Here is a 23757-nt window from a genome sequence, read left to right on the forward strand (position 1 = left end):
CCGGGCGCGCAAATGCCCATGGCGCATGTGATTTCAATTTGAAACGAGGCGGGTCTGTAAACCGATGGCAGGCCGGCAGCGTGACACTACCGACCGATGGTTCTACACCATGCGAGGTGCGGGCCCGAAACTTCCTGCCAGGGTTGACGAATCGCGGGCGGCGCGCTCTGTTACGGACTGTCAGGGTTCCTACACGACCTTCTCGGCGCGCAAATCCCTGATCTCCGCCTGAGAAAACCCTAGCTCGCTCAGGATCTCATCCGTGTGCTCGCCGGTGTCCGGCGAGTGCCGGCGCACCGAGGCGGGCGTGCGCGAGAGCGTGACGGGCGGCGCCTGCACCATGACCTCGCCGAGAGCCGGGTGCTTCACGGGCACCGCCATCTGCAGATGCTTCACCTGCTCGTTCTCGAACACCTGCTTCACGTCGAGGATGGGCCCCGAGGGCACGCCCTTGACATTGAGGACCTCCACCCACTCCGCGCTGGTCTTCGTCGCAAAGGCCTTCTCGAGCTCCGGCGCCAGCGCCTTGCGATGCTTGGAGCGATCGGGCGCGGTCTTGAAGCGCGGATCCTCGAGCAAGGGCTCGGTGCCCAGCGCCTCGCAGAGCCGACGGAACATGTTCTGGCCGGACGCGGCGATGTTGATGTGCCCGTCCTTGGTCTTGAACACGCCGGTGGGGATCGCCGTCGGGTGATCGTTGCCCGCCTGGGGCGGGATCTCGCCGGCGATGAGCCAGCGCGCCGCCTGGAAGTCGAGCATGGTGATCATGGCCTGGAGCAGCGAGGTGTGCACCCACTGGCCGCGGCCCGAGCGCTCGCGCTCGAGCAAGGCCGCGAGAATCCCCTGGGCGAGAAAGATGCCGGCGGTGAGGTCCGCGACGGGGATGCCCACGCGCACCGGCCCCTGCCCCGGCAGGCCGGTGATGGACATGAGTCCGCCCATCCCCTGCGCGATCTGGTCGTAGCCCGGCCGGTCCCGATAGGGCCCGCTCTGCCCGAAGCCCGAGATGCTGCCGTAGATGAGCCGGGGGTTGTCTTGAGCCAACGTCTCGTAGTCGATGCCGAGGCGGCGCTTCACGTCGGGGCGGAAGTTCTCCACGACGACGTCGGCCTTGGCGATGAGCCGCTTGAGGATGTCGATGCCCTTGGGCGACTTGAGGTCGAGCGTGATCGACCGCTTGTTCCGGTGGAGGTTCTGGCTGTCGAATCCGCGCCGGGGAAAGTCGCCCTGCTCGTCCTCACGGGCGGAGATCTGTATCACCTGCGCCCCCATGTCGGCGAGCTGGCGCACGCACGTGGGACCCGAGCGCGCGCGGGTGAGATCGATCACGGTGTAGGGCGACAGCGGCAGGCTGCTCATGTCCGGGCTCCTTGGTCGGGCGGCAGTATGGCGGACTGGCTGATCGAGCGCGGGTTCCGCAGAGGCCAGCGGCCGGCGTCGACGGCGGTCAGGAAATCGAGGACGGCGCGATTGAACGCTTCGGGCTCCTCGAGGTTGACGGTGTGGCCGGACTTGGGCAGGACGAGCAGGCCGGACGAGCGGATCTTGCGCTTGAGATAGAGGGCAGGCTCGAGGCAGGGCTCGTCCTCGTCGCCGGTGACGATCAAGGTAGGCACCTCGAGCCGCTCGAGGCCCTTCTCGAGCTCGTACACCGAGGGCCGATTCATCTGCACGCCGCGCATGGTCAGCGCGTGGCCCTCGGCGGACTGGGCGACGAACTGATCGTAGAGCTCCCGCCAGCCCTTGGGGTCCTTGTCCATGAGCTGCACGCGCGTGGGGCCCTTGGTGTAGAAATCCGCCACCGCGACGATTCCGTCGTCCACGAAGCGCCGCGCCGTCTCCTCGACGTCCTTCTTGAAGCGCTCACGCTCGCCGGCCATGCTGCCGTAGCCCGCGCCCGCCACCACCAGCGACAGCGCGCGGTCGGGATGACGGAGGCCGAAGTGGAGCGTGGCGTAGCCGCCCATGGAGAGCCCGCAGATGTGCGCCTTCCTGATGCCCAGCGCATCGAGCAGCCCCCGGATGTCCTCGGCGGCGCGCTCCTGCGAGTACGCGGCGGGATCCTTCGGCACCTCCGACGGCGGATAGCCGCGGGCGTTGTACGCGATGGTCCGGTAGCGGCGCGCGAAGAAGCGCACCTGCAGATGCCAGCTCTGATAGTCGCCCGCGAACTCGTGGACGAAGACGAGGGGGACTCCCCCGCCTACCTCCTCGTAGAAAAGACCGATCCCGTCGACGCGCGCAGTGGGCATGCCCCTTTCATACGTCAATCCTCGCCGTGGAGGCAAGCGCGCATCTGCTGGGCCAGCTCGGCGACATGGGTCGTGATCGTGCTCAGATGCGCGCCCGGGATGCGCCGCATCCGGGCCCGCGGCGCGGCGCGCCACCAGACGCCGCCCCAGATCCGCCGCGGCGTCCAGCGCGTGGGCGGCGGCACGGCGGCAGGCAGCGCCGGGGCGATGAGGATCAGCCGCTCGACGCGCTCGTTGTCGGCCACGAGCGCGCGCGCGATCTCGTACGCGACGAGCGCGCCGTTGCAGTACCCGGCGATGCGATAGGGGCCGTGCGGCGTAGCCGGCGCAGGGCGGCCAGCGGCTCTCCCACCATCGCCTCACCGTTGTCGGCAGCGGCGTGCGCTTCACGCGGGGCGGGGCGAAGGCGTGCACGGGCTGATCCTTGCCGAGATGGCCCGCAAGGGCTAGGCAATAGCCATCAGAGCAACTCCTGTACTGGCCGGAACCCTTAGTAATAATAGCTAGTTGCCCGGTGGGGTTCCGGGGAGGCGCTTCACTTCGTCAACTTCTCCGACAGGGCGTCCATGGCGCTGGTCGCGAAGGCGGTGTCGACGAGATCGGCGTAGCGGTGATAGCGCCGGATGAAGCCGCCGCTGGAGAGAATGTGCTGCAGGACGTCGTAGCCCGAGCGCCGAAGCAAGGGATCGCGTGCCCAGGTGTCCTGACGCTGATATCGCGCGATGGCGGCCTCCAGCACGGGCGCCGACACCTCGGCGTATTCGCGGGCGACCACCTTCGCGATCTCGGCGGCGGCGCGCCCGGCGAGCCAGTGCTGGGTGCGGTAGACGGCGCGTGTGAAGTGCCGCACGGTCTCGGGCTCGCGCGAGAGCAGCGCGGGGGCCGCCATGTAGGAGGTGAAGGGCAGTGGACCGGTCGCCTCGCCCATCGACACCGCGATGTGCGCGGCGCCCTCCCGCAGCAGCGTCTCGACGATGGGCTGCGTCGTCTCCAGGTAGTCGCCCTCGCCGGCGCGGAACGCCGCCGCCGCGTCCGCCATGGGCCGGTGGCGCTCGATGCGCACCCGCGCGGGATCCACCGCGTGGCGCCGCAGGACCGTGAGGAGGCATTGCCATGGTGTCGGCGCCTCGAGGAAGCCGAGCACCGTCTTGCCGATGAGATCGGCGAAGCGGAAGCGCGGCTGGGGCCGGCGCGAGAGGAGAAAGAAGGCGTTGCGGCTGCACGCCTCGGCGAAGTGCGCCACGTGAATGCCCTCGCGATCGGCCAGCTCGAAGCTTCGCATGAGGCCGCCGAGGCAGATCTCGAGCTCTCCGTCGAGGAGCGCCTGCATCGTCCCGCGCGGATAGCGGGAGGCGGGCACCACGCTGACGTCGAGGCCCTCCTCGGCGAAGTGGCCGAGGGCGACTCCGGCGGGAAGGAGCGCGTAGAACGGGGTGTGGAACGGCATCGGCACGGTCAGGCGGCGCATGGGCACCTCGCGGGTGGCGCGGAGTATAGCAGCGCCGCGCGGGCCCGCGCGCGGAATGTCGGCCCCCCCGGGCCGTGGTACCGTGAGGCCCGTGGCGTCGCTCTCGCCGAAGCGCTTCATCCAGGATGCCCTCGCCCGGCGGGGCTACGAGATCCGCGCGATCCCGCCCGTCACGCCCGACGTCCCCGAGCGCGTCGCCTTCGTCAAGGCGGCCGGCGAGATCCAGCGTCGCCATCGGGCGCAGACCCGCGAGCAGGTCGCGGCCCTCCGGGCCAAGTACGCGCGGCCGCTCTACGGCCTCGTGAACACGTGGGATCTCCTCGAGGGGCTGGCCGCCTGCGTCGATCCCACCGACGTCCTGCTCTACGGCGCGAGCCAGCAGCTCCACATGCTGCAAATCCTGGCGGCGATGGAGGCGGCCCACGTCGAGGACCCCGTGCTCCTCGCCGCCGCCATGCTCCACGACGTGGGCAAGCTCCTGCTCCTCGCCGGCGAAGCGCCGGAGCACGTGGTGGGCTCCCGCGCGCCCATCGGTGCGAACGAGCACGGCGGCGGGCTCGACGCCGCCTGGCTCCAGTGGAATCATGGTGAGTTCGCCTACAGCCGGATCAAGGACGACGTGGACGAGCCGGTGGCCTGGCTGGTTCGCTATCAGGGCATGGTGCCCGAGCGCTGCGCGCCGCTTTTCGACGACCGCGACCGCGCGTACGTGGCGCGCTACCTCACGGCGTTCCGGCACTACGACCAGAGCTTCAAGTCGCCGTTCGCGCTTCCGCCGAAGCGCCTGGCTGACTACCGCCCCCTCGCCGCTCGCCTCCTGCCCGCCACCCTGGTGGTGTGAGCCGGCGCGCTACTGCACGCGCAGGCGCGGGTCCAGCACGTCGCGGAGCCCGTCGCCGAGGAGATTCAGCGACAGCCCCGCGAGGGTGAGGGCCACCCCGGGGCACAGGCTCACCCAGAAGGCCTCGCGGATCACGTTCTTCCCGCTCGCGATCACGTTGCCCCACGACGGCACGTAGGGCGGCACGCCCACGCCGAGGAAGCCCAAAATGGCCTCGGCCAGGATGGCGTACGCGAAGATGAAGCTCCCCTGCACCAGCATCGGCCCCACGCAGTTGGGCAGGATGTGGCGGAAGGCGATGGCGAGGTCGCGCCGGCCCAGGGCGCGGGCGGCCTGCACGTAGTCGAGATCGCGGATGCCGAGCACGGTGCTCCGGATCAAGATGGCGGTGCGCGGCATGTAGACGACCGAGAGCGCCACGATCACGTTCCACACGCCCGGGCCGCGCGCCGCCATGAGGGCGATGGCGAGCAGGATGGCGGGAAAGGCCATCATCCCGTCCATCACGCGCATGATGAGCGTGTCCAGCCGCCGGTTGAACCCGGCGAGCAGCCCCACCAGCACTCCGCCCAGCGTGGTCAGCAGCATCGTGGTCACGCCCACCAGGAGGGAGACACGGCTCCCGTGGAGGACGAGGCTGTAGACGTCGCGGCCGAACTCGTCCGTGCCCAGCACGTGACCGGCGCCGGGCGGCAGGAGCCGGCTGCCCGGTACCAGGCGCGTTGGGTTGTGCGTGGACACCACGTCGGCGAGGAACGCCGCGAGGACGAACACGAGGAGAATGGCCGCGCCCGTGAGCACGCCGGGGTGCCGCAGGAGCCGCCGCCACCAGGTCGGCCGCGCGCGCTCACTCATAGCGGATCCGCGGGTCGATGAACGCGTAGAGGAGGTCCACCATCAAGTTGATCAGCACGTACGCCGCCGCGGTGACGAGGACCACCCCCTGCACGACGGGATAGTCGCGCCGCAGGATGGCGGAGATGACGAGGCGGCCGAGCCCGGGGATGTTGAACACGATCTCGGTGACGACGGCGCCGCCGATGAGGATGGCGGTGGTGATGCCGATCACCGCCACCACCGGCACCAGGGCGTTGCGGAAGGCATGGACGTAGGTCACGGCCCGGGGGTGCAGTCCCTTGGCGCGCGCGGTGCGGATGTAGTCCTGCCCCAGCACGTCCAGCATGCACGAGCGCGCGATGCGCGCGATGAGGGCGGACTGGTTGAAGCCCAGCGACACCGCGGGAAGCACCATGTAGGTCAGGGCGGCCCGGGGCTCGCTGAGGATCGAGGCGTAGCCCGCCGCGGGCAGCCAGCCCAGGCGCACCGCGAACAGGAAGATGAAGTTGAGGCTCAGCCAGAAGCCGGGGATGCACACGCCGAGCAGCGAGACGAGCATGAGGCCGCGGTCCCACCAGGATCCACGGTGCGCCGCCGCCACGATGCCCGAAGGCACGCCGATGACCATCGCGACCAGCAACGCGCAGAGCGTGAGCACGATGGTCGGCTCCGCCCGCTCGGCGAGCGCCCGCGTCACCGGCCGATCCAGGTAGTACGAGTGCCCGAGGTCGCCGCGCAGCACGCGGCCGTAGAACGTGAAGAGCTGCTCGTGAATGGGCCGGTCCAGCCCCAGCGCCGCCCGGGTGGCCCCTATCTGCGCGGGGCTCGCGTCGGGCCCCAGCATGACGCTGACGGGGTCGCCGGGAATCAGATGGATCAGGAGGAAGACGATGGTGACCACGACCGCCATGACGGGGATCACGGCGACGATGCGGCGGACGATGTAAGCGGTCACGGAGGGACGGCACGCCAGGGGGGCGGGGGCCGCCGCGGTGGCGGCTCCCGCCCCCCTCAGCCGGCTACTTCTCGAGCCACACGTTGTAGAAGCGGACCCGCTCGGTGCTCTCGTTGAAGCCCTTGACGGTGTTGCGGGCCGCCCGCAGGCCGAACAGATCGCCGTAGCGGATCACCGGCACCTTCTCGTAGAACTGGCGGGTCTGCTTCTCCCAGAGCGCCATACGCTTCTTGGGATCCGTCTCCCGCGCCAGCTCCGCCTGGATGCTCAGGATGTCCTCGTCGCTGGTCCAGCCCGGCCAGCTCGGCGTGAGGTAGACGGAATGCGTGGGGTCGTAGGCGGTGCCGATGCCCGTGGTGAAGGCGTCGTACTCCTTGGGGTTGTTCCGCCGCTTCACCAGGGTCGCCCAGTCCACCACCTGCAAGTCGATGTTGAAGCCCACGTCCTCGAGCTGCTGCTTGGTGACCAGCGCGAAGTCGTACATCCACTTGTACTCCTGCGTGGTCATGAAGCGGATCGGCTCCTTCTTGTAGCCCGCCTCCTGGAGGAGCTTCTTCGCCTTGTCCTTGTTGCGCTCGTTCCACGGCAGGCCCGACAGCTTGGTGTGCCAGGCGCTGATCTCGAGGGGCACCAGGCTGTTGTCCATCCTGTAGAACTCCGACTTCCCGCCCGCCACCGTCTTCATGATCGGCTCGATGTCGATCGCCGCCTGCCAGGCCTGACGCAGCTTCTGATTCGTCATCAGGCCTTCCTTCTTGTTGAAGACGGCTACTAGCCAGTAGTAGGGCTTGGCCACGATGGGCCGCGCCGCGGGATTCCGCTTGATGCGATCGAAGGCGTCCAGGTTCAGATCGTCGGCGAAGTCGAGCTCGCCCGTCTCGACCTGGGCGACGCGCGTGGCCACCTCGGGCACCGGCACCCAACGGATCTCGTCGAGGTAGGCGGTCTTCCCCCCGCCGTAGCCGTTGGGCTTCTCGTTACGCGACTTGTAGTCGTCGAAGCGAACCATGCGGATGTACTGGTCGGGCTTCCACTCCGCGAGCTTGTAGGGGCCGGTGCCGATGTACTCGGTGGCTTTCACCGCCGGCTCGAACTTCTCCGCGATCTCCTTGGGGTAGATGGCGCCGAAGTTGTTGGGCACGGCCAGCGAGATGAGCACGATGGCCGACTTCTCCTTGAGCTTCATCTCCACCGTGTACTTGTCGATCGCCTTCCACGTGTCGACCTGAGCGAACAGCGCCTTGCCGTAGATCGACTGCTTGCCCCAGCGGGTGAGCGAGGGCACGACGTCCTCCGACGTCATCTCCTTGCCGTTGTGGAACTTCACACCCTGGCGGAGCTTGAACGTGTAGACGAGGCCGTCCTTGCTCACGGTGTGGCTCTCCGCGAGCATCGGGATGGGCTTGTTGTCCTTGTCCAGGCTGTAGAGCCCCTCGTAAATGTGGTTGGTGAGGGTCTCGGTGATGCTGGCGGTGGTCCAATGCGCGTCCAGCGACGGCGGCTCGCCGAGATTGCCCACGCGGAGCGTCCCGCCCTTGACCTGGGCGTCCGCGGGAACGGCGGCGAGGCCGGCGACGGCGGCAAAGGCGAGAGCGAGGAACACGCTGCGCACGACGGCCGAACCCCTCATGGGAACCCTCCAGCGGTGGGAGTCGCGTCAGGTGCGTGGAGTGTGCTGGAGGCCGGCCCGGCTTGTCAACGGGGAGGCCGGCCGCCTCACGCGAAGCCGGGCGGCGGCACGAAGGCCTGGAACTCCCGCTCCAGCAGCCGCGCCAGCTCGATGGTGGTGCGGTCGCCGTACTGGGGGCCCACGATCTGCACGCCCACGGGCAGGCCGCCCGGCGTGAAGCCGGCCGGTGCCGACGTGCCGGGGAGAAACACCACGCCCGAGAGGCCCGCCCAGAAGAGCTGGTCGACGGTCGGCACGCGCCGGCCGTTGACGGTGATCGTCCGCTGGTAGCGCTCGCCCACGTGATCGTGGGGGAAGGCGGCGGTGGCGGCGACCGGGCAGATCAGTACGTCCCACTCGCGGAAGAACTCCGCCCACTTCCAGCGGAGCTGATGGCGGGCCTCGTTGGTGGCGAGCCAGTCGCGGTGGGCGAGCGTGTTGGCGCGGATCATGCGCGCGTAGTACGACTCGTCGCCCGGGGCCAGGCGCGCGACCGCCTCCCGCTCCGCCTCGAACTCCGCGGGCGTGAGACGCCCCGAGGTCGCCGAGCGCAGGAGCTGGATGTAGATGCGGTGCGACTCGGCGGTGTCCACGTCGGGGCGCGCGCGGTCGCTCACCTTGGCGCGGCGCCGCGCGAGGAAGTCCGCCACCGCCTGGATGCGGTCCTGCACCTCCGCGTCCACCTCGGAGACGGGATCGGTGAGCATGATCGCGACCTTGAAATCGCGCAGCGCGCGGCGCCGCGGCGGCGGCAGCTCGAGCCGCCAGCCCTCCGCGTCGATCTCGTCCGGACCGGCCATCGCGGCGAGGCCCAGCGCGAGATCATCTGCGCTGCGGCCCATGGGGCCCACCACGTTGATGTCGCCCTGGGCGATCTTGCCCGGCAGGGCCTGGCCGCGCGGCGGCACCACGCCGTAGCTCGGCTTGTGGCCGTACACGCCGCAATAGTGGGCAGGGTTGCGGATCGATGAGCCGATGTCGCTGCCCGCCTCGAGCCCGGTGAGGCCCGCGGCCAGCGCGGCGGCGGAGCCGCCCGAGGAGCCGCCGGGGGAGCGCGTGACGTCCCAGGGATTGTTGGTGGTGCCGTAGATCTCGTTGTAGCTCTGGTAGTCCGCGAGGTAGATCGGCACGTTGGTCTTGCCGAAGATGATCACGCCGGCGTCGAGCAGCCGGTCCACCGTGAGCGCGTTCTTGGCGGGGAGATTCCCCTTGAGCGCGGGCACGCCCCACGTGGTGGGCATGCCGGTGACGTCGTAGGACTCCTTGATCGTCATGGGTACGCCGTGCAGCGGCCCCCACGGCTGGCTCTTGCGCAGCGCCGCGTCGGCGGCGCGGGCGCGCTTGCGGGCGGCGTCGAGGTCGGTGGTGATGATCGCGTTGATGCGCGGGTTGTACTTCTCCATCCTCGCGATGTAGAGGTCCAGCAGCTCCAGGCAGCCGATCTTCCGCCGCCGGATGAGCGACGCGAGGGATTTGGCCGACTCGAATACGACGTCCATGACGCACCTCCGGGGCAACAATGTATCATGCGGCGGGAACGATGAGGCGACCGGGGCCGGCCACCGCGCTGCTGATGCTCGGCATGTTCACCGTGTCGCTCCTCCCCCCGGCGGCGGCGCGCGCGCCCGCGGCCGATGCCTGGGATCTGCGGCAGATGTCCGCGGATGAGCGGCGCCGCGTCATCGGCGGCGAGATCGTGCCCTTCGCCGTCGCCGAGCGCACGGACCGCGATCTCGCCGCCGGCCTCATGATGTTCCTGCCGCTTCCCGTGCCGCGGGTCGGTGACTACCTGGCGGAGGCGGAGCTGGCGGTGCGCGATCCCGGCGTCGTCAGCTGGGGCGCGCTACCCGAACGCGCCGAGGCCACCTCGCTCGCCAAGCTGCGGCTCGGTCCGGCGGAGGCCGACGAGCTGCTCGACGCGCGACCGGGCTCGGTGTGGAATCTCTCGAGCAGGGAGATGGACGGGCTGCGGGCAATGCGCGCGATGCTCCCCGTCGCCTCGCGGGCCCTCCAGGCCGAATCCGTGAGCACCCAGTACCGCGCCATCCTGCTCCGGCGCACCCAGGCCTATCGCGCCGGGGGGCTCGACGCCGTCGAGCCCTACGCGCGCCGCGGCGGCACCACGACGGATCCCGCCGCCGAGCTGCGCCTGGCCGCCGAGGACGCGCGCCCGCTGACGACGGTCTTGCCCTCCCTGGTCGACGCGCTGCTCCACTACCCCGCGCTCCAGCACGCGGGGCGCGGCAGCCAGCTCTACTGGGTGGAGCGCCGGCTCCAGGGGCGCGTGGATCCGGTGCTGGTCCACCAGTTGGTCGACGTGCGCCCCGAGCTCGCCCTCCACGTGGAGCGGCATTTCTTCGTGGGCCACGCGTACAACTCGAGCCAGACGCTCACCGGCGCGCTGCCGTGGGGCAACGGCTCCCTGGTATTCGTGGTGGCCCGCGTCTCCACCGATCTGGTCGCGGGGCTGGGCGGCGACATGAAGCGCTCGCTGGGCCGGCGGCAGCTCCGCGGTGACCTCTCGGGCCGTCTTGACCGCGTCCGCGCGGGACTGGCGAGACCCACCCCGCTGCCGCAGAGCCCGTAGGGCCCGGGGGCGCTAGACCGGGATTGAGACGCGCGCGAGGACGTCCGGCTCGTCGAGGAGCCGGCCGGCGCCGCGCACCACGCAGGTGAGCGGGTCCTCGCTGATCGTGATGGGCAGATCGGTTTGCTGATGGAGCAGGAGATCGAGCCCGGGCAGGAGCGCGCCGCCCCCGGTGAGGGTGATGCCGTTGTCCACGATGTCGGCGGCTAGCTCGGGCGGAGTCTTCTCGAGGCAGCCGTGCACCGCCTCCACGATAGCCTCGATGGGCTCGCGCAAGGCCTCGCGCACCTCGGCGCCGCTTACGTAGATCGTCTTCGGGATCCCCGCGGTGAGGTCGCGCCCCTTCACCGCGATGGTCTCGTTGTCGCGTGCGCCGGGATAGGCCGAGCCCAGGGAGAGCTTGATCTCCTCCGAGCGGCGCTCGCCGATGAGCAGGCTGTGACTCTTCCGCACGTGGGAGGCGATGGCGTCGTTCATGTCATCGCCCGCGATACGCAGCGAGCTCGAGAAGACGATGCCGGACAGCGAGATCACCGCGACCTCGGTGGTGCCGCCGCCGATGTCGACGATCATGCTCGCGCCGGGCTCCGAGATCGGCAGCCCCGCGCCGATGGCGGCGGCGGTGGGCTCGGCGATCAGGAACACCCTGCGCGCGCCCGCGTGGCTCGCCGACTCCTGCACCGCGCGCCGCTCCACCTGGGTAATCCCAGAGGGGACTGAGATAACCACCCGCGGATGCACGGGGCTCCGCCGCCGGTGGGCCCGGCGGATGAAGTGATAGAGCATCTTCTCGGTGGTGTCGTAGTCGGCGATGACGCCGTGCCGCAGCGGCCGCACCACCTCGATGGTGCCGGGCGCGCGGCCCAGCATCGCCTTGGCCTGCGCGCCCACAGCGATCACCGATCGGTCTGCGGTACTCAGAGCGACGATCGAGGGCTCGTTGAGCACGATGCCTTCCCCCGGCGCGTACACGAGCGTGTTCGCCGTGCCGAGATCGACGGCCATGTCGCTGGGGAAGAAGTGGCTGAGGAAGCGAAGGAGCATCCGCGAGTTCCAAGGCAACGGATGTGCCAGCGGCGCGGAGGCCGGCCGTCGGGCTCGGGAATGTCTATACGCGAGAGCAGGTTCGATCGGCTCGCGGAGGGGGACGACGCGCCCGACGCGACCGGCGCGCTCTCGGCAGTCTTACACAGAGTTCGTGTAGGGATTACACTCCCGGCGTGGATACCGTGACCCTCGGCACCGCCACGCCCGGCGGGGGCTTTCCCGTCTATGGCCAGGCCTTCGCGGAGAGCGTCAACGAGGCCGACCCGACGCTCACCGTCGTCACCCGCCACACCAAAGGCAGCACGGAGAACGTACCGCTGCTCGAGTCCGGCCAGCTCGACCTGGGCCTCGTGCAGGGCGAGGTGGCCTACGAGGCGCTGGAAGGCATCGGTCGGCCCCGCGCCGATCTCCGCATCCTCTGTGCCATGTACTCCACGCCCGGCATGTTCGTGGTGCGTGGCGACTCCGAGTACCGCACGATCGCCGACCTCACCGGGCGCCACGTGGCCTTCGGGGCGCGGGGCTCCGGCCTCGTCATCCTCGCCCGCTATGTGCTGGACGGCCTCGCGCTGGATCAGCAGCGCGACTTTCACGCGGTGTTCCTGGACGCCGCCGGCGACGGACCCGCCATGGTGCTGGACGGCCGGGTGGCCGCGCTCTGGGGCGGCGGCATCGGCTGGCCGGGCTTCGTCGCGGTGGCCCGCGGCCCGGCGGGCGCGCGCTTCATCGTCCCCGACGCGGAGGGCATCCGCCGCATCCTCGCCCGGCACGCCTTCCTCAAGCCGCTGACCGTGCCCGCCGGCTCCTATCCGGGGCAGAGCGCGCCGATCGCGTCGGTGGGGTCGTGGAGCTTCGTCATGGCGCGTCCCTCACTCGACGAGGAGATCGCCTACCGCCTCGCGCGCGCGGTGCACGGGGCCGAGGCCGCCCTCGGCCGGCGGCTCGCGCAGGCGCGCGAGACCACCGCCGCCAACACCGTGGCGGCGGCGCCGCGGCCCGGCCTCATCCACGCCGGCGCGCGGCGCTATCTGCGCGAGATCGGGCTCTCGCCCGACTAGGCGCCGCCGGCGCCATGCCGTCGAGCAGCGCGGCAAGCCGAGGGCGCGCGCCGGAGTCCAGCTGCTCCAGCATGCACTGCCGCGGCGCCTTGTCGGGGCGCCAGCGGAGGAAGCGCGTGCCGTGGCGAAAGCGGCCGGCGGTGACCTGGTCGTAGCCGACCTCCACCACGAGCTTCGGCTCGACGGGCTCCCATTCGCCGGTGCGCTCGGTACTCCAGCGGCTTGGCCCGCCGGGGGCGTTGCCGGTGAACCCCGCTCCGCTCATGAGCGGCCGCAGGCGCGTGAGCAGGGCCTTGCGCTCAGCGGCGGCAAACCCCGAAGTGAAGCCAACATGGTGGAGCTTCCCGGCGTCGTCGTAGAGCCCCAGCAGGAGCGAGCCCACCACCTTCGCATTCGTGGCGTAGCGGAAGCCGCCCACCACGCAGTCGGCGGTGCGGCCGCGCTTGACCTTCACCATGCCGTCCCGCGTGCCGGAGAGATACGGCACGCCGCGCACCTTGGCCACGATGCCATCGAGGTTGCCACCGGCCCGCGCGAGCCACGCCCGCGCCGCCTCGAGATCGTCCGTCGCGGGCGAGAGGCGGATCGCGCCCGCGCGCGCGAGATGCTTCCGGGCGAAGGCCTCGAGCCGGCGGCGCCGCTCCGCGAGCGGCTGTGCCACTAGCGACCGGCCCTCGTCGTCCGCGAGGAGATCGAACACGATGTACATGGCCGGCCGTTCGGCGGCCAGGCGCCGCACGCGGCTCGCCGCGGGATGGATGCGCTGGAGCAGCTCGTCGAAGGCCAGATGCGCCCCCACCGGCACGACCAGCTCGCCGTCGAGCACGAAGCGCGAGGCCGGCACCGCCTGCACCGCCTCGACCACGTCGGGGAAGTAGCGCTCGAGCGGCTTGCCGGAGCGGGAGCGCAGCACGACGGAGTCGCCGTCCCGGAAGGCCAGGCAGCGAAAGCCGTCCCACTTGGGCTCGTACTGCCACTCCGGTCCGGTGGGGATCGCGTCCACCAGCCGCGCCTCCATCGGCGCATAGTCGGCGCGGAGCGGGAGGGTCATGCCACCCGCTCCAGGTTGAAGCGGCCGCGCTTCGCGAGCAGCGGTGCATAGAGGTCGCCGAGCTTCGCGAGCCGGGCCGGCACGTTGTCCATGCGGAAGTCCTCGATGGCGAAATCGGCCGCCACCTCGCTCCATGCGAGCGGCGTGGACACCGGCGCGCGCGGGCGCGGCCGCACGGAGTACACCGAGGCGAGCGTGCGCCCCCAGGCGTTCTGGTTGTAGTCCACGAGCACGCGGCCGGCCGGCCGCTTCGCGACACGGTACTCCGCCGTCACCAGGGCCGGCCGCGCCTTGGCCAGCGCTAAGGCGATGGACTTGGCCACGCCCCATACGGTCTTCTGGTCCGGCCCCCGCACGATCGGCACGTAGACGTGGATACCGCGCGAGCCGGTGGACTTGGGATAGCTGGGCATGCCGAGCCCGTCCAGGGCCTCGCGCAGAACCAGCGCGGTCTCCCGCACCCTCGCAAAGCCGGCGGCGGGCACGGGATCGAGATCGAAGTGGATATAGTCTGGCCGCTGCACGTCGTCGCAGCGTGCGTACCACTGGTTCAGGTCGATGCAGCCGAGGTTCACCACCCAGAGGAGGGAGAGGAGGTCCTGCACGATCAGGAAGTCGATGACGTTGCCGGACGCGTGGCGGATGGCGCACGTCTCGATCCAGTCGGGACGCGGCGCGGGCGCGCGCTTCATGAAGAAGAAGTCCCCGGCGGCCCCGTTGGGGTACCGCTTCATCACCATCGCGCGATCGTGGAGATGCGGCAGAAGGTACGGCGAAACATTCGCATAGTAACGGAGGAGATCCCCCTTGGTGATCGTGGGCCGCGTCCAGAAGGGCTTGCGCAAGTTCGTGAGGGTGACGGCGCGGGCGCCCAGCCGCAGCTCCACGGTGTCGCGGTCGGCGGGGATCATCTCGGCGGCGGGCAGCGGCAGCGTCGCGGCCTCGGCGCGCGGGCTCATCGCGAGGACGCCAGGCGGGGTGGGCGCGGCCCCCGGCGCACCGCGCCGGTCACGCTAATGTACTCGAGCTCGGCGCCGGCGCGGGCGCAGCGGAGCAGGAGACCGCCCCGACTCATGTCGCCGCGCCCCACGAAGTCCGCGGGAAAGCGCAGGCGCTCGCCGAAGGTGGCGAGCAGCGGCTCGAGATACTTGCCGGTGGCGATGCTGCCGAGCAGCACCACGTCGCAGCGGGCGTCGAGCCCTTCGGCGAGGCGCCGCGCGTCGCGCAGCAGCGGCTCCATGTAGCGCGCGTTGGCGACGGCGATGTCCACCTCGGCGAAGCGGCGCAGGCGCTCGAAGCCTACCGGCTCCTCCGCGAGCACGAGCCCGTCCGTCGGCGTGATCACGAGCACGCCGGGCCGCCCGGCCGGCGGGCGCGCGAAGGCCTGGGCGTAGGCCAGCTTGCCGCGGAAATAGAGGCCGCTCAGGAACGAGAACACCTCGCCGAGCGGCGCGCCGGAGGCGGCGCGCAGGCGCTGGGCGAGGTCGAAGCGCGCGTCGGGGTTGAACACGAGGCGGGCCCGCTCGCCCCCGCAGTGCGCGGGCGAGAGGAGGAAGATGCGCCGCCTCACCGCGTTCCTGCCGGCGCCACCGCCCGGGCGAAGCCCGAGGCGTCGAGGGTGTTCAGCACCTCGACCCGGCGCACCCATCCCCGGCGCGCCATCGTCACACCGTAGCGCAGATTCCCCAGCTCGCTCACGGCATGCGCGTCCGTCGAGATCACGAAGGATAGCTTACGCTCGCGCGCCGCGCGCAGCCACTGCGGGGCCAGGTCGAGGCGATGGGGATCCCCGTTGATCTCGATGGCCACGCGCGAGGCCGCGGCCACGTCCAGCACCCGCTCCACGTCCACGTCGATGGGTGGGCGGGAGGGAATGAGGCGTCCGAGCGCGTGCCCCCATATCTTGAAGCAGGGATGCCTCATCGCGCGAGTGAGCCGGCGCGCCATCTCCTCGGGGCCGAGGCGGTGGCGCTGATGGACGCTCGCGATGATCACGTCGAGCTGCTCGAGGATCGCGTCGGGGTAGTCGAGGGCGCCGTCGGCGAGGATGTCGCATTCCGTCCCGCGCAGCAGGCGCACCGAGGCCGACTCCTGCACCCGCGCGATCTCGTCCCACTGCGCGCGCAAGCGGTCCACGGACAGGCCACCGGCGTACGACGCGGTGGGCGAGTGATCGGTGACCGTGAGATAGGCCATGCCGAGCGCGTCCGCCGCCGCCGCCATCTCGGCCACGGTGTGGCGGCCGTCCGAGTATACGGTGTGGCAGTGCACCAGGCCGCGGATGTCACCCTCCTCGACCAGATCGTCGGGCAGGCGGCCCTCCAGCGCGGCCTCGATCTCGCCCTCGTCCTCGCGCAGCTCGGGCGGGATGAACGGCAGGCCGAGGTAGCCGTAGAGGTCCTCCTCGTCGCGCGCGGTGAGCGGGGGACCGCTCGGGGACCGGGTGAGTCCCCCGCGGGTGAGGTGCAGGCCGCGCCCCTCGGCGAGCCGCGCCAGATGCGTGAGGTGCGCGGACGAGCCGGTGGCGTGGAGCAGCGTGGTCGCGTGGTGATCGGGCAGCCCGACGCGCACTTCCAGGGGGAGACCGTTGTCGAGCACCGCGCGGTAGGCCGCCGGCCCGCTCTCGCTCACCGAGAGCACGCCGGGCAGGGCCAGCGCGTGCGCGCGCGCCGCCGCCGGCGTAGTCGAGGCAACCACCACCTCGATGCCGTCCACCATCTCCAGGCCCCGGCGCAGGTCGCCCGCGATCTCGGCTGCGGTGACGCCGGGCGCCCGGCGCAGATGCGCCAGGACCGGCTCGGCTGCTTCGAGCGCCTGGGCGAGCAGCGCGCGCGTCCCCGTGGGGGCCGGGCCCGGCGCCTCGAGCCGCTGGATCGCCTCGAGGATGCGCGCCTCGGTCTTTGGGCCGATGCCCTTAACGTTGCGGACGCGGCCCGCTTCGGCGGCCGTCCGCAGGCCCGCGAGCGTCTCCACGCCGAGCGCCTGGTGGATCGCGACAATCTTCGCGAGCGGCAGACCGAGCCGGCCCAGCTCGCTCGCACCGGGCGGGAGCTGAGCTCGCAGCGTGTCGAGCGCCTCGGCGCGCCCGGTGCGGTGAAGCTCGATGATACGAGCGGCGAGTCCCACGCCGATGCCCGACAAGGCAGTGAGCCGGTCCTCTGCGACGAGGCGCTCGAATGTCGCGTCGTCGATGCCTTCGAGCACCGCGGCGCCACGCGCGTACGCGCGCGCCTTGAACGTATCCTCGCGGGCGAGGTCCAGCAGGCGCGCCATCTCCTTCAGCGCCCGCGCGATGCCGAGTCGGTCACGGCCCTCCATCGAGGAACTGCCGCAGCAAGGGCCGTGCCGCTAAGCGCGGCGGCGCTCCCCGAGATGCGGCCGGAGATCCACGCGCCGGCCCTCCGCGGCGGATAGATATGCGCCATAGATCACGGCAGTGACGTCGCGCGCGAGCGCGCCGCCGGAGAGCGGCTCCCGGCCGAGGGCGACGCACTCGACGAAGTCCTGGATCTCCTGTGGATAGCCCGAGGTCCAGTCCTCGTCCGGCTGCGGGCTCGACCAACCGGCCTTGGTCTCTAGCTTCTCCACGAGGTACTCCGAGCCGAAGACGGCGGGGTCGGGGGCGTAGGCCTGCACGGTGTCGTTGGGGTTGATGTTGCAGATCACCACCGCCTTGGCGCCATAGATGATCATCTGGTTGCGGATGCCGCCCAGCACGGTGTCGGCCGCGGAGATCTGCGCCACCGTGCCGTCGTCGAAACCGACCAGCATGGTGCCCCAGTCCTCGACGTCGGCGCCCTCCACCGTGTTGAGGAAGCGCGGCGAGGTCGCCCGAAAGGTCTCGGTGGCGGCGAGGTTCGCCGTCTCGGCGCTCACCGACACCGGCCGGATGGGCCGCCCGCGCAGTCGCGTGCCCTCATCGCTCTTGAGATACAGCGCGGCGCCCAGCGGATGGCAGGCCTTCCCGATGAGCGAGCCACCGCCGCCGGTGATCCACCGCTTGTTGACCGGCGCGTGGGTGCCGCCGTGGCTTTCCTCGCCGACCAATCTCAGGATGGGGCCTCCCGCGGCGGCGAGAAGGCGCCGCGCCTTCTGGATCGGGGGCGCGTACACCCAGTTCTCCGCATAGCAGAGGCGGACGCTCGCCTTCGCGCAAGCCTCCAGCACCTCGTCGGCGCTGGCGAGAGCCCGCCCCAGCATCTCGGTCCGCGGCGTCGCCGCGTCGCCGAAGAAGCCGGTGAGCGGCTTCTCCACGACCACGTGCTTACCGGCGCGCGCCGCCTCCACCGCCATCGCGGCGTGAAGATGCGAAGGCACGCAGAGGTCCACCAGCTCGACCTCACGGTCGTCGAGGACGGCGCGAAAGTCGGCGACGGCGCGGCTCACGCCGAAATCCCGCGCGAAGCCCTCCGCGCGCTCGCGGCGCGCCGACGCGACCGCAACCAGCTCCACGTCGACGCCGCGCACGTGGTGATAGGCCTCGGCGTGGAGGCGGGCCACGAACCCCGCGCCTACCACGCCCACTCCCAGATGCCGACGGTCCGCCATGCGGGATCCTCCAGATGCTACGACGGGGTGACATGACTTGGGCCCGGCACGAGCCGGGCCCAAGTCTACCTGGAGACCTCGCCGGCGGCGAGGCTCACGGACACTTCGGGAGCGGACGGAGCGAGGCTTCGATGCGGTCCCCAATCTTCAGGTCTCGCGTCGTCTCCTGGTTGGTCTGGAACTCGTGCTGGCCGCCCGCGGCGTCGCGGATCTTGATCCGGTCGCCCGTCGAGCTGATCTCGACGACCTGGCCCGAGACCTTCTCTGGCGCCTTCGCGGGCTGGCACTTCGGCGCGCCGGTATTGGTGTTCGACTGTGCGGCGAGCGGGCCGGCCGCGACGAGGCCGGCCAGTGACACCGAGAGCATGGTGAGGACAAACGCCTTCATGGAATGATCCTCCGTTCCGCTCAGATCTAGTTCTTCTTGGTGATGTCGTAGATGGCGCCGCCCACCGCGCCCACGCCGGCGCCGATCAGCGCGCCCTTACCCGCGCCGTAGCCGGTGCCCGCCCCGATCGCCGCGCCCGCTCCGGCGCCGACCGCCGTCCCGGTGGCCGTTCCACAGCCTGCCGGCGCAAGCGCCAGAGCCGAGAGCGAGAGCACCGCCGTAACCTTCTTCACGCCACTCATAGTGTTCCTCCCTCCTAAAGTGGGACATCGCTGAGGCACTCGCGTGCCTCTGGTGCGTCAGGGGCAAGGGGCATGCCACGGGGCGAAGGAAGGCTGGCCGTGCCGGCCACCTGCAATGGCTCGATTTCAGAGGGCGGCGGGCGGCGGCGACGGCTCGAGCCGGGGAACACGGTAGTTCCTACCGGCCCCCAAGGCGCGATTTCCCCGGGGCGGTCTTGACAGTGTGAAAACCCTGGCCTACATTTCCGGGCACATTCCGGTCCGCTCGCTGGCCCACTTCAACACTGTCGTGGAGGCCAATCGATGACCACTCGTCGCGAGTTCCTCGCCACCACCCTCGCCGGCGCCGCCGGCACTGCCCTCGTCCCCCGTCGCGCCGCCGCCGCGCCGAAAGCGATGACGGTCGTGCGCGAGAGCTCGTTCATCAAGCCGTTCGACGACTACTTCGCCAAGACCCTGCTACCGGAGTACGAGAAGCTGACCGGCATCAAGATGAGCTACGAGGCGGTCAGCGTGGGGGGCATGCTCACGCGCCTCACCACCATCATCGAGACCAAGTCGGGGCCGGAGATCGCGATGACCGGCCTGAACCAGCCCTACCTTTTCGACTCGAGCCTCGTGGATCTCACCGACGTCGCCGACAAGATCGGCACGCAGATCGGGCCCTGGCACGACAACGTCCACGACGCGGTCGTCGTGAACAAGAAGTGGAAGGCCCTGCCGTGGGGCAACATCGGCCAGGTCGAGGTATATCGCACGGACTGGTTCAAGGAAGTCGGAGTCACCAAGTTCCCCGATACGTGGGACGACCTCCTCGCCGCCGGCCGGCTCCTCAAGAAGAAGGGGCATCCATTCGGGTTCGAGCTGGGCCACGGCTTCGGCGACAACCACGGCTGGCTCTACCCGCTCTTCTGGTCATACGGCGCCCGCGAGGTGGACAAGGACGGCAAGACCGTCTTGATCGACTCCAGCGAGACGGCGAAGGCGGTGGACTTCTGTCGCAAGTTCTACCAGGAGACGATGCTCGAGGACGTGCTGGGCTGGACGGACGTGAACAACAACAAGGCCTACCTCGGCGAGCAGATCTCCTGCACCAACAACGCCTCGTCGATCCTGGTCGTTGCGAAGCGCGACTTTCCGGAGATCGCCAAGGTCACCGACCACGGGCTGAACCCGCAGGGCACCAAGGGCCGCTTCCATATCCTGAACCCGGTGTCGCACGTCCTCGTCAACCACGCGCCCGACATCTCCGCGTGCAAGGCGTTTCTGTCCTGGCTCTACGACGACAAGCAGATGTCGCGGTGGCTCACCTCCGGCGACGCGTATTACGCGCCGTTCCTCACCAAGTACGACAATCACCCGATGTGGGGACCGGAGCCGCGCTACCTCCCGTACAAGGAGTCGCTGAAGACGTCGCGGCTGCATGGGTGGCCCGGCCCCCCGAGCGCGGCCATGTCCGAGGCGGTGGCCAAGTACGTGCTGGTCGACATGTTCGCGAAGGCGTGCCGCGGCGACTCGACCAAGGACGTCATCGCGACCGCCGCGTCCCAGCTCAAGCAGATCTACAAAGCGAAGTAGCGCATGGCGGTCGGCCCGGCGTCCCTGGCGCGGCCCGCCCCGGCCGCGGACCGACCGCTGACCTTGCGCGGGTTCGTGGAGCGCGAGGGCGTCTTCTCGTGGCTCCTGCTGATCCCCGGCGTCCTCTTCCTGCTCGCGTTCGTTGCCTACCCGTTCTTCTACGGGATCTATCTGAGCCTGCAGGCCCGCCGGGTGTCCCAGCCCGGCACCTTCGTGGGCCTCGCGAACTTCGTCGCCCTCTCCCAGGATCCGGTGTTCTGGCAGGTGGCGAGCAACACGTTCGTCTACACGGTCGTCACGACCATCTTCAAGGCGGCGGGCGGCCTCGCCATGGCCCTCGTGATGAACCAGCGCTTCCGCGGCCGGAACCTCGCTCGCGCGTTCCTCCTGCTGCCCTTCATCGTCCCCACCATCCTCAGCACGGTGGCGTGGATGTGGATCCTCGATCCGACCTTCAGCGTGGTGAACTGGTCGCTCCTCCACTCGGGCCTCATCACCAACAACTTCTCGTGGCTCGGCAACAAGCACCTCGCCATGGTGTCGATAATCGCGGTGAACGTGTGGCGCGGCGTGCCCTTCTACGGCATCACGCTGCTGGCCGGGCTCCAGACCATCTCGCCCGATCTCTACGAGGCGGCGGCCATCGACGGCGCCACCACCCGGCAGCGCTTCTGGCACATCACGGTGCCGGTGATCAAGCCGGTGCTCATCATCGTGACGATGTTCTCGGTGATCTTCACCTTCTCCGACTTCCAGCTCGTGTACGCCCTCACGCACGGCGGCCCCGCCAACGCCACCCACCTCTTCGCGACGTACGCCTTCGACGTGGGGATGAGCGCGGGCCAGCTCGGCTCGGGCGCGGCGGTGGCCCTGTCCATGCTGCCCGCGCTGGCTCTCCTCATCGTGGGACTGACGCTCTACCTGAGGCGCGAGTGATGGTCGGGGGTAAGAGCTTCGGCGCGCGCACGCTCAAGATCTACGTGCCGCTGGGCGTCTGCATGGTCGCGATGCTGTTTCCGTTCTACTGGATGGCCATCACGTCCATCAAGCCGAACCGGGAGCTCTACAACGCGAAGATCATGCCGCTGATCGTGCATCAGCCCACGCTGAAGCACTACTACGACCTCCTCACCGAGACCAACTTCCTCACCTGGACCTACAACACCATGCTGGTCGCGGTGGTCACCACGGTGGTGTCGCTGGTGATCGGCACGATGATGGCGTATCCCCTCGCCCGCATGCGCTTCCCCGGCGCGGCCCTCGTGGCCATCGGGGTGGCCGCGACCTATCTCGTGCCGCAGCCGCTCCTCTTCATCCCCATGGCCGACATCATCAACCGGCTCGACCTCGGGAACACGCTCTCCGCGGTGATGCTCACCTACCCCACGCTGCTCATCCCCTTCTGTGCGTGGCTCCTCATGGGATACTTCAAGAGCGTGCCGCGCGAGTTGGAGGAGGCGGCGCGCATCGACGGGGCCAGCCGGCTCCAGGCCATGACCCGCGTGGTGCTGCCCCTCTGCGTGCCCGGCCTCCTCTCCGCCGGGATCTTCGCCTTCACGCTGGCACAGAACGAGTTCCTTTACGCCCTGATCTTCCTCGCCAAGTCGGACGTCCGCACGGTGCCGGTGGGCGCCATCACCGAGCTGATCCGCGGCGACGTCTTTTACTGGGGGCAGCTCATGGCGGCGGCCCTGCTGGGCTCGATCCCGGTGGCGCTGATCTACTCGTTCTTCGTGGAGTACTACGTGGAAGGCCTCACCGCGGGGTCGGTGAAGAGCTGAAGGTCGCGGGGGCCGCGCCGAGCGTCGGCGCGGCCCCCCCGCGATGCTTCGAAGTGTCTAGCGGACGATATCCGCGACGCGCTGGAGTGGCGTGTCGTCGCGGCGGCGGATCACCCGGTGCGCGGGCCGGGTCTGGTCGCCGAACGTCGGCTGCCAGCACGAGTGCTTGCCCGCCCCGCCCGCCACGATGATCGTGATGTCCTCGGGCGACTTCACGATGGGGACCATGGCGTCGTCGCGGTCGGGATTCTTCCGGCCCTCCACGAGGAACTTGCGGAACTCGTGGTGGAGCCGCCCCAGCGGGTAGCGGGCGTGCTCGAAGATGAAGGCCTTCACTTCCTTCTTGCTGAACCCGTCGCGCGCGATCGTCGCCGCGTGCTCGGGGCCGAGCGTGAGCAGCGGCGCGCCGCCAGACAGGAGATTGTTGCTGCCCGCCTGCCCCATGGCGCCCGCCACCACCTTCAAGATACCGAGGCCGGTGTAGCTGTAGTGGTCCTGGATGTTGTGCGGGCCCTCGCAGCCGAACACGGTGACGGTGCTCGTCTCCCGCGGATAGCCCAGCTCCACCTGCAGCGGCTCCCATGGGTTGGCTTCCTCGTTCTCCGCCACGCAGTACGAAATCTTCGCCGGGCTGCCCTGGGTGGAACGGTCGCCCGTGCCGGGCAGGCCACCGCCCACGTTCATGAGGATGAGGCGGACGGCGCGGCCGATGGTGAGGTTCGGCGCGAAACCCTGGCCGAACGCGTTGTAGCCGCCGTTGATGCCGAGCTCGCGGGCGATGGGCCCGTTCACGATCATGAGCGGGGCCACCGGGTGCGTGGTGGCCTGCACGGAATCGAGGTTGAAGGCGGGATCCGACAGCGCCTCGATCGCGGTCACCACCACCGGGAAGAACTCCGGGCGGCAGCCCGCCATCACCGCGTTGATGGCCATGCGTTCCATCGTGGCCTCGCCCTGCCGCGGCGGCAGCACCGCGATCACGTCGCGCGGCTGGCGGTCCGTGTAGCGCAGCATCGCCGCCACCGCCTCCTCGGTGGGCGGCACGATCGGGAGTCCGTCCGTCCAGCCCCGCTCCTGATAGAGCCGGTTGATGGCGGCGTACGACTCGTCCATCTTGAACGTCTTCGCCGCGGGTCCAGTATGGAGGGTCATCGGGTCAGCGCCTTCACCACGACATCGATCACGAGATCCGCCTTCGCGGCGGCCTCCTCCGCGGGGATGCCCCCGAGCGGATGGGGAACGAGCGCGAGCGGCAGGTCAGCCATGCCGCGGTTCTTCGACTCGAGCCGCGCGAGCTGCTCGAACTCGTGGGTGCCCATGACGACGGACGGAATCCCCTTCTGCTCCAGCACGATGGCGCCGTGGATACTCCACGACGTGCACGACCCTCAGTCGGCGCTGCCGACCAGGGCGACGTCGCACGTCGTGAGCGCCTCCAGGATCGTGGGCGACGGC

General features: G+C 70.0%; 23 protein-coding genes and 1 pseudogene. 6 read left to right on the forward strand and 18 right to left on the reverse strand.

Annotated elements, in window-relative coordinates; all coding sequences use genetic code 11:
* Positions 1-189: 189 nt before the first annotated feature.
* From VFX14_05875 to VFX14_05890, 4 genes and pseudogenes are all read right to left on the reverse strand, one after another.
* A complete protein-coding gene (locus tag VFX14_05875; GenBank protein HEU5189200.1) occupies positions 190-1359 on the reverse strand; it encodes a CaiB/BaiF CoA-transferase family protein in 1170 nt (389 codons plus the stop codon).
* Entirely contained in the window at positions 1356-2252 is an 897-nt protein-coding gene (locus VFX14_05880) for an alpha/beta hydrolase (GenBank protein HEU5189201.1), read from the reverse strand. Before VFX14_05880 ends, VFX14_05875 begins: the two co-directional genes overlap by 4 nt.
* 14 nt (positions 2253-2266) lie before the next feature.
* A pseudogene (locus VFX14_05885) lies at positions 2267-2560 on the reverse strand (thioesterase domain-containing protein).
* Positions 2561-2787: 227 nt separating this feature from the next.
* Positions 2788-3720: an ABC transporter substrate-binding protein gene (locus tag VFX14_05890; GenBank protein ID HEU5189202.1), complete on the reverse strand. Its 933-nt coding sequence runs from the start codon at positions 3718-3720 to the stop codon at positions 2788-2790.
* 91 nt (positions 3721-3811) lie between these two features.
* On the opposite strand from VFX14_05890, the gene VFX14_05895 reads away from it, so the two are divergent.
* The gene (locus VFX14_05895; protein HEU5189203.1) at positions 3812-4561 is read left to right on the forward strand and encodes an inositol oxygenase family protein; all 750 of its coding nucleotides are present in this window, start codon (positions 3812-3814) and stop codon (positions 4559-4561) included.
* Positions 4562-4570: 9 nt separating this feature from the next.
* Here VFX14_05895 and VFX14_05900 read toward each other — a convergent pair whose 3' ends face one another.
* From VFX14_05900 to VFX14_05915, 4 genes are all read right to left on the reverse strand, one after another.
* Positions 4571-5416, reverse strand: coding sequence for an ABC transporter permease (locus tag VFX14_05900; GenBank protein HEU5189204.1), 846 nt, complete (start codon positions 5414-5416; stop codon positions 4571-4573).
* Positions 5409-6353: an ABC transporter permease gene (locus VFX14_05905; protein HEU5189205.1), complete on the reverse strand. Its 945-nt coding sequence runs from the start codon at positions 6351-6353 to the stop codon at positions 5409-5411. The genes VFX14_05900 and VFX14_05905 overlap by 8 nt, the downstream gene beginning before the upstream one ends.
* A gap of 64 nt (positions 6354-6417) precedes the next feature.
* Positions 6418-7983 carry an ABC transporter substrate-binding protein gene (locus tag VFX14_05910; GenBank protein ID HEU5189206.1) on the reverse strand — a complete coding sequence of 522 codons (1566 nt, stop codon included), beginning with the start codon at positions 7981-7983 and terminating at the stop codon, positions 6418-6420.
* Between the two features lie 86 nt (positions 7984-8069).
* The gene (locus VFX14_05915) at positions 8070-9521 is read right to left on the reverse strand and encodes an amidase (protein ID HEU5189207.1); all 1452 of its coding nucleotides are present in this window, start codon (positions 9519-9521) and stop codon (positions 8070-8072) included.
* Positions 9522-9562: 41 nt separating this feature from the next.
* Between VFX14_05915 and VFX14_05920 the strand changes: the two genes are divergently transcribed.
* Positions 9563-10609 (forward strand): hypothetical protein, encoded by a 1047-nt coding sequence (locus VFX14_05920; GenBank protein ID HEU5189208.1) that lies wholly within the window; start codon positions 9563-9565, stop codon positions 10607-10609.
* 12 nt (positions 10610-10621) lie between these two features.
* On the opposite strand, the gene VFX14_05925 is transcribed toward VFX14_05920, so the two are convergent.
* Positions 10622-11653 carry a rod shape-determining protein gene (locus tag VFX14_05925; GenBank protein HEU5189209.1) on the reverse strand — a complete coding sequence of 344 codons (1032 nt, stop codon included), beginning with the start codon at positions 11651-11653 and terminating at the stop codon, positions 10622-10624.
* 176 nt (positions 11654-11829) lie between these two features.
* On the opposite strand from VFX14_05925, the gene VFX14_05930 reads away from it, so the two are divergent.
* Entirely contained in the window at positions 11830-12714 is an 885-nt protein-coding gene (locus tag VFX14_05930) for a TAXI family TRAP transporter solute-binding subunit (GenBank protein HEU5189210.1), read from the forward strand.
* Here the strand turns inward: VFX14_05930 and VFX14_05935 are convergent.
* From VFX14_05935 to VFX14_05965, 7 genes are all read right to left on the reverse strand, one after another.
* On the reverse strand, positions 12659-13732 hold the full coding sequence (locus VFX14_05935) for an ATP-dependent DNA ligase (GenBank protein HEU5189211.1): 1074 nt from the start codon (positions 13730-13732) through the stop codon (positions 12659-12661). The genes VFX14_05930 and VFX14_05935 overlap by 56 nt on opposite strands.
* A 29-nt stretch (positions 13733-13761) precedes the next feature.
* Positions 13762-14724, reverse strand: a complete 963-nt coding sequence (ligD, locus tag VFX14_05940) for a non-homologous end-joining DNA ligase (protein ID HEU5189212.1) — start codon at positions 14722-14724, stop codon at positions 13762-13764.
* Positions 14721-15335 carry a hypothetical protein gene (locus VFX14_05945; protein HEU5189213.1) on the reverse strand — a complete coding sequence of 205 codons (615 nt, stop codon included), beginning with the start codon at positions 15333-15335 and terminating at the stop codon, positions 14721-14723. The genes ligD and VFX14_05945 overlap by 4 nt, the downstream gene beginning before the upstream one ends.
* Positions 15332-17083 (reverse strand): PHP domain-containing protein, encoded by a 1752-nt coding sequence (locus VFX14_05950; GenBank protein HEU5189214.1) that lies wholly within the window; start codon positions 17081-17083, stop codon positions 15332-15334. The genes VFX14_05945 and VFX14_05950 overlap by 4 nt, the downstream gene beginning before the upstream one ends.
* A gap of 30 nt (positions 17084-17113) precedes the next feature.
* Complete coding sequence (locus VFX14_05955) at positions 17114-18313, reverse strand: Gfo/Idh/MocA family oxidoreductase (protein ID HEU5189215.1); 1200 nt, start codon at positions 18311-18313, stop codon at positions 17114-17116.
* A gap of 94 nt (positions 18314-18407) precedes the next feature.
* Complete coding sequence (locus VFX14_05960) at positions 18408-18701, reverse strand: hypothetical protein (GenBank protein HEU5189216.1); 294 nt, start codon at positions 18699-18701, stop codon at positions 18408-18410.
* 26 nt (positions 18702-18727) lie between these two features.
* A complete protein-coding gene (locus VFX14_05965) occupies positions 18728-18934 on the reverse strand; it encodes a YMGG-like glycine zipper-containing protein (protein HEU5189217.1) in 207 nt (68 codons plus the stop codon).
* A gap of 312 nt (positions 18935-19246) precedes the next feature.
* Here VFX14_05965 and VFX14_05970 point away from each other — a divergent pair, with 312 nt between their 5' ends.
* Genes VFX14_05970 through VFX14_05980 form a run of 3 tightly spaced genes read left to right on the forward strand, consistent with a single transcriptional unit; the run spans position 19247 to position 22302 of the window.
* A complete protein-coding gene (locus VFX14_05970; GenBank protein ID HEU5189218.1) occupies positions 19247-20521 on the forward strand; it encodes an extracellular solute-binding protein in 1275 nt (424 codons plus the stop codon).
* Positions 20522-20524: 3 nt separating this feature from the next.
* Positions 20525-21457: a sugar ABC transporter permease gene (locus tag VFX14_05975; protein ID HEU5189219.1), complete on the forward strand. Its 933-nt coding sequence runs from the start codon at positions 20525-20527 to the stop codon at positions 21455-21457.
* Positions 21457-22302, forward strand: a complete 846-nt coding sequence (locus tag VFX14_05980) for a carbohydrate ABC transporter permease (protein ID HEU5189220.1) — start codon at positions 21457-21459, stop codon at positions 22300-22302. Before VFX14_05975 ends, VFX14_05980 begins: the two co-directional genes overlap by 1 nt.
* Before the next feature lie 57 nt (positions 22303-22359).
* Here VFX14_05980 and VFX14_05985 read toward each other — a convergent pair whose 3' ends face one another.
* Complete coding sequence (locus VFX14_05985) at positions 22360-23454, reverse strand: hypothetical protein (GenBank protein ID HEU5189221.1); 1095 nt, start codon at positions 23452-23454, stop codon at positions 22360-22362.
* Positions 23451-23654, reverse strand: coding sequence for a hypothetical protein (locus VFX14_05990; GenBank protein HEU5189222.1), 204 nt, complete (start codon positions 23652-23654; stop codon positions 23451-23453). The genes VFX14_05985 and VFX14_05990 overlap by 4 nt, the downstream gene beginning before the upstream one ends.
* Between the last annotated feature and the right edge of the window lie 103 nt (positions 23655-23757).

Source organism: Candidatus Methylomirabilota bacterium, from assembly GCA_035764725.1.
Classification (GTDB): Bacteria; Methylomirabilota; Methylomirabilia; order Rokubacteriales; family CSP1-6; genus DASRWT01.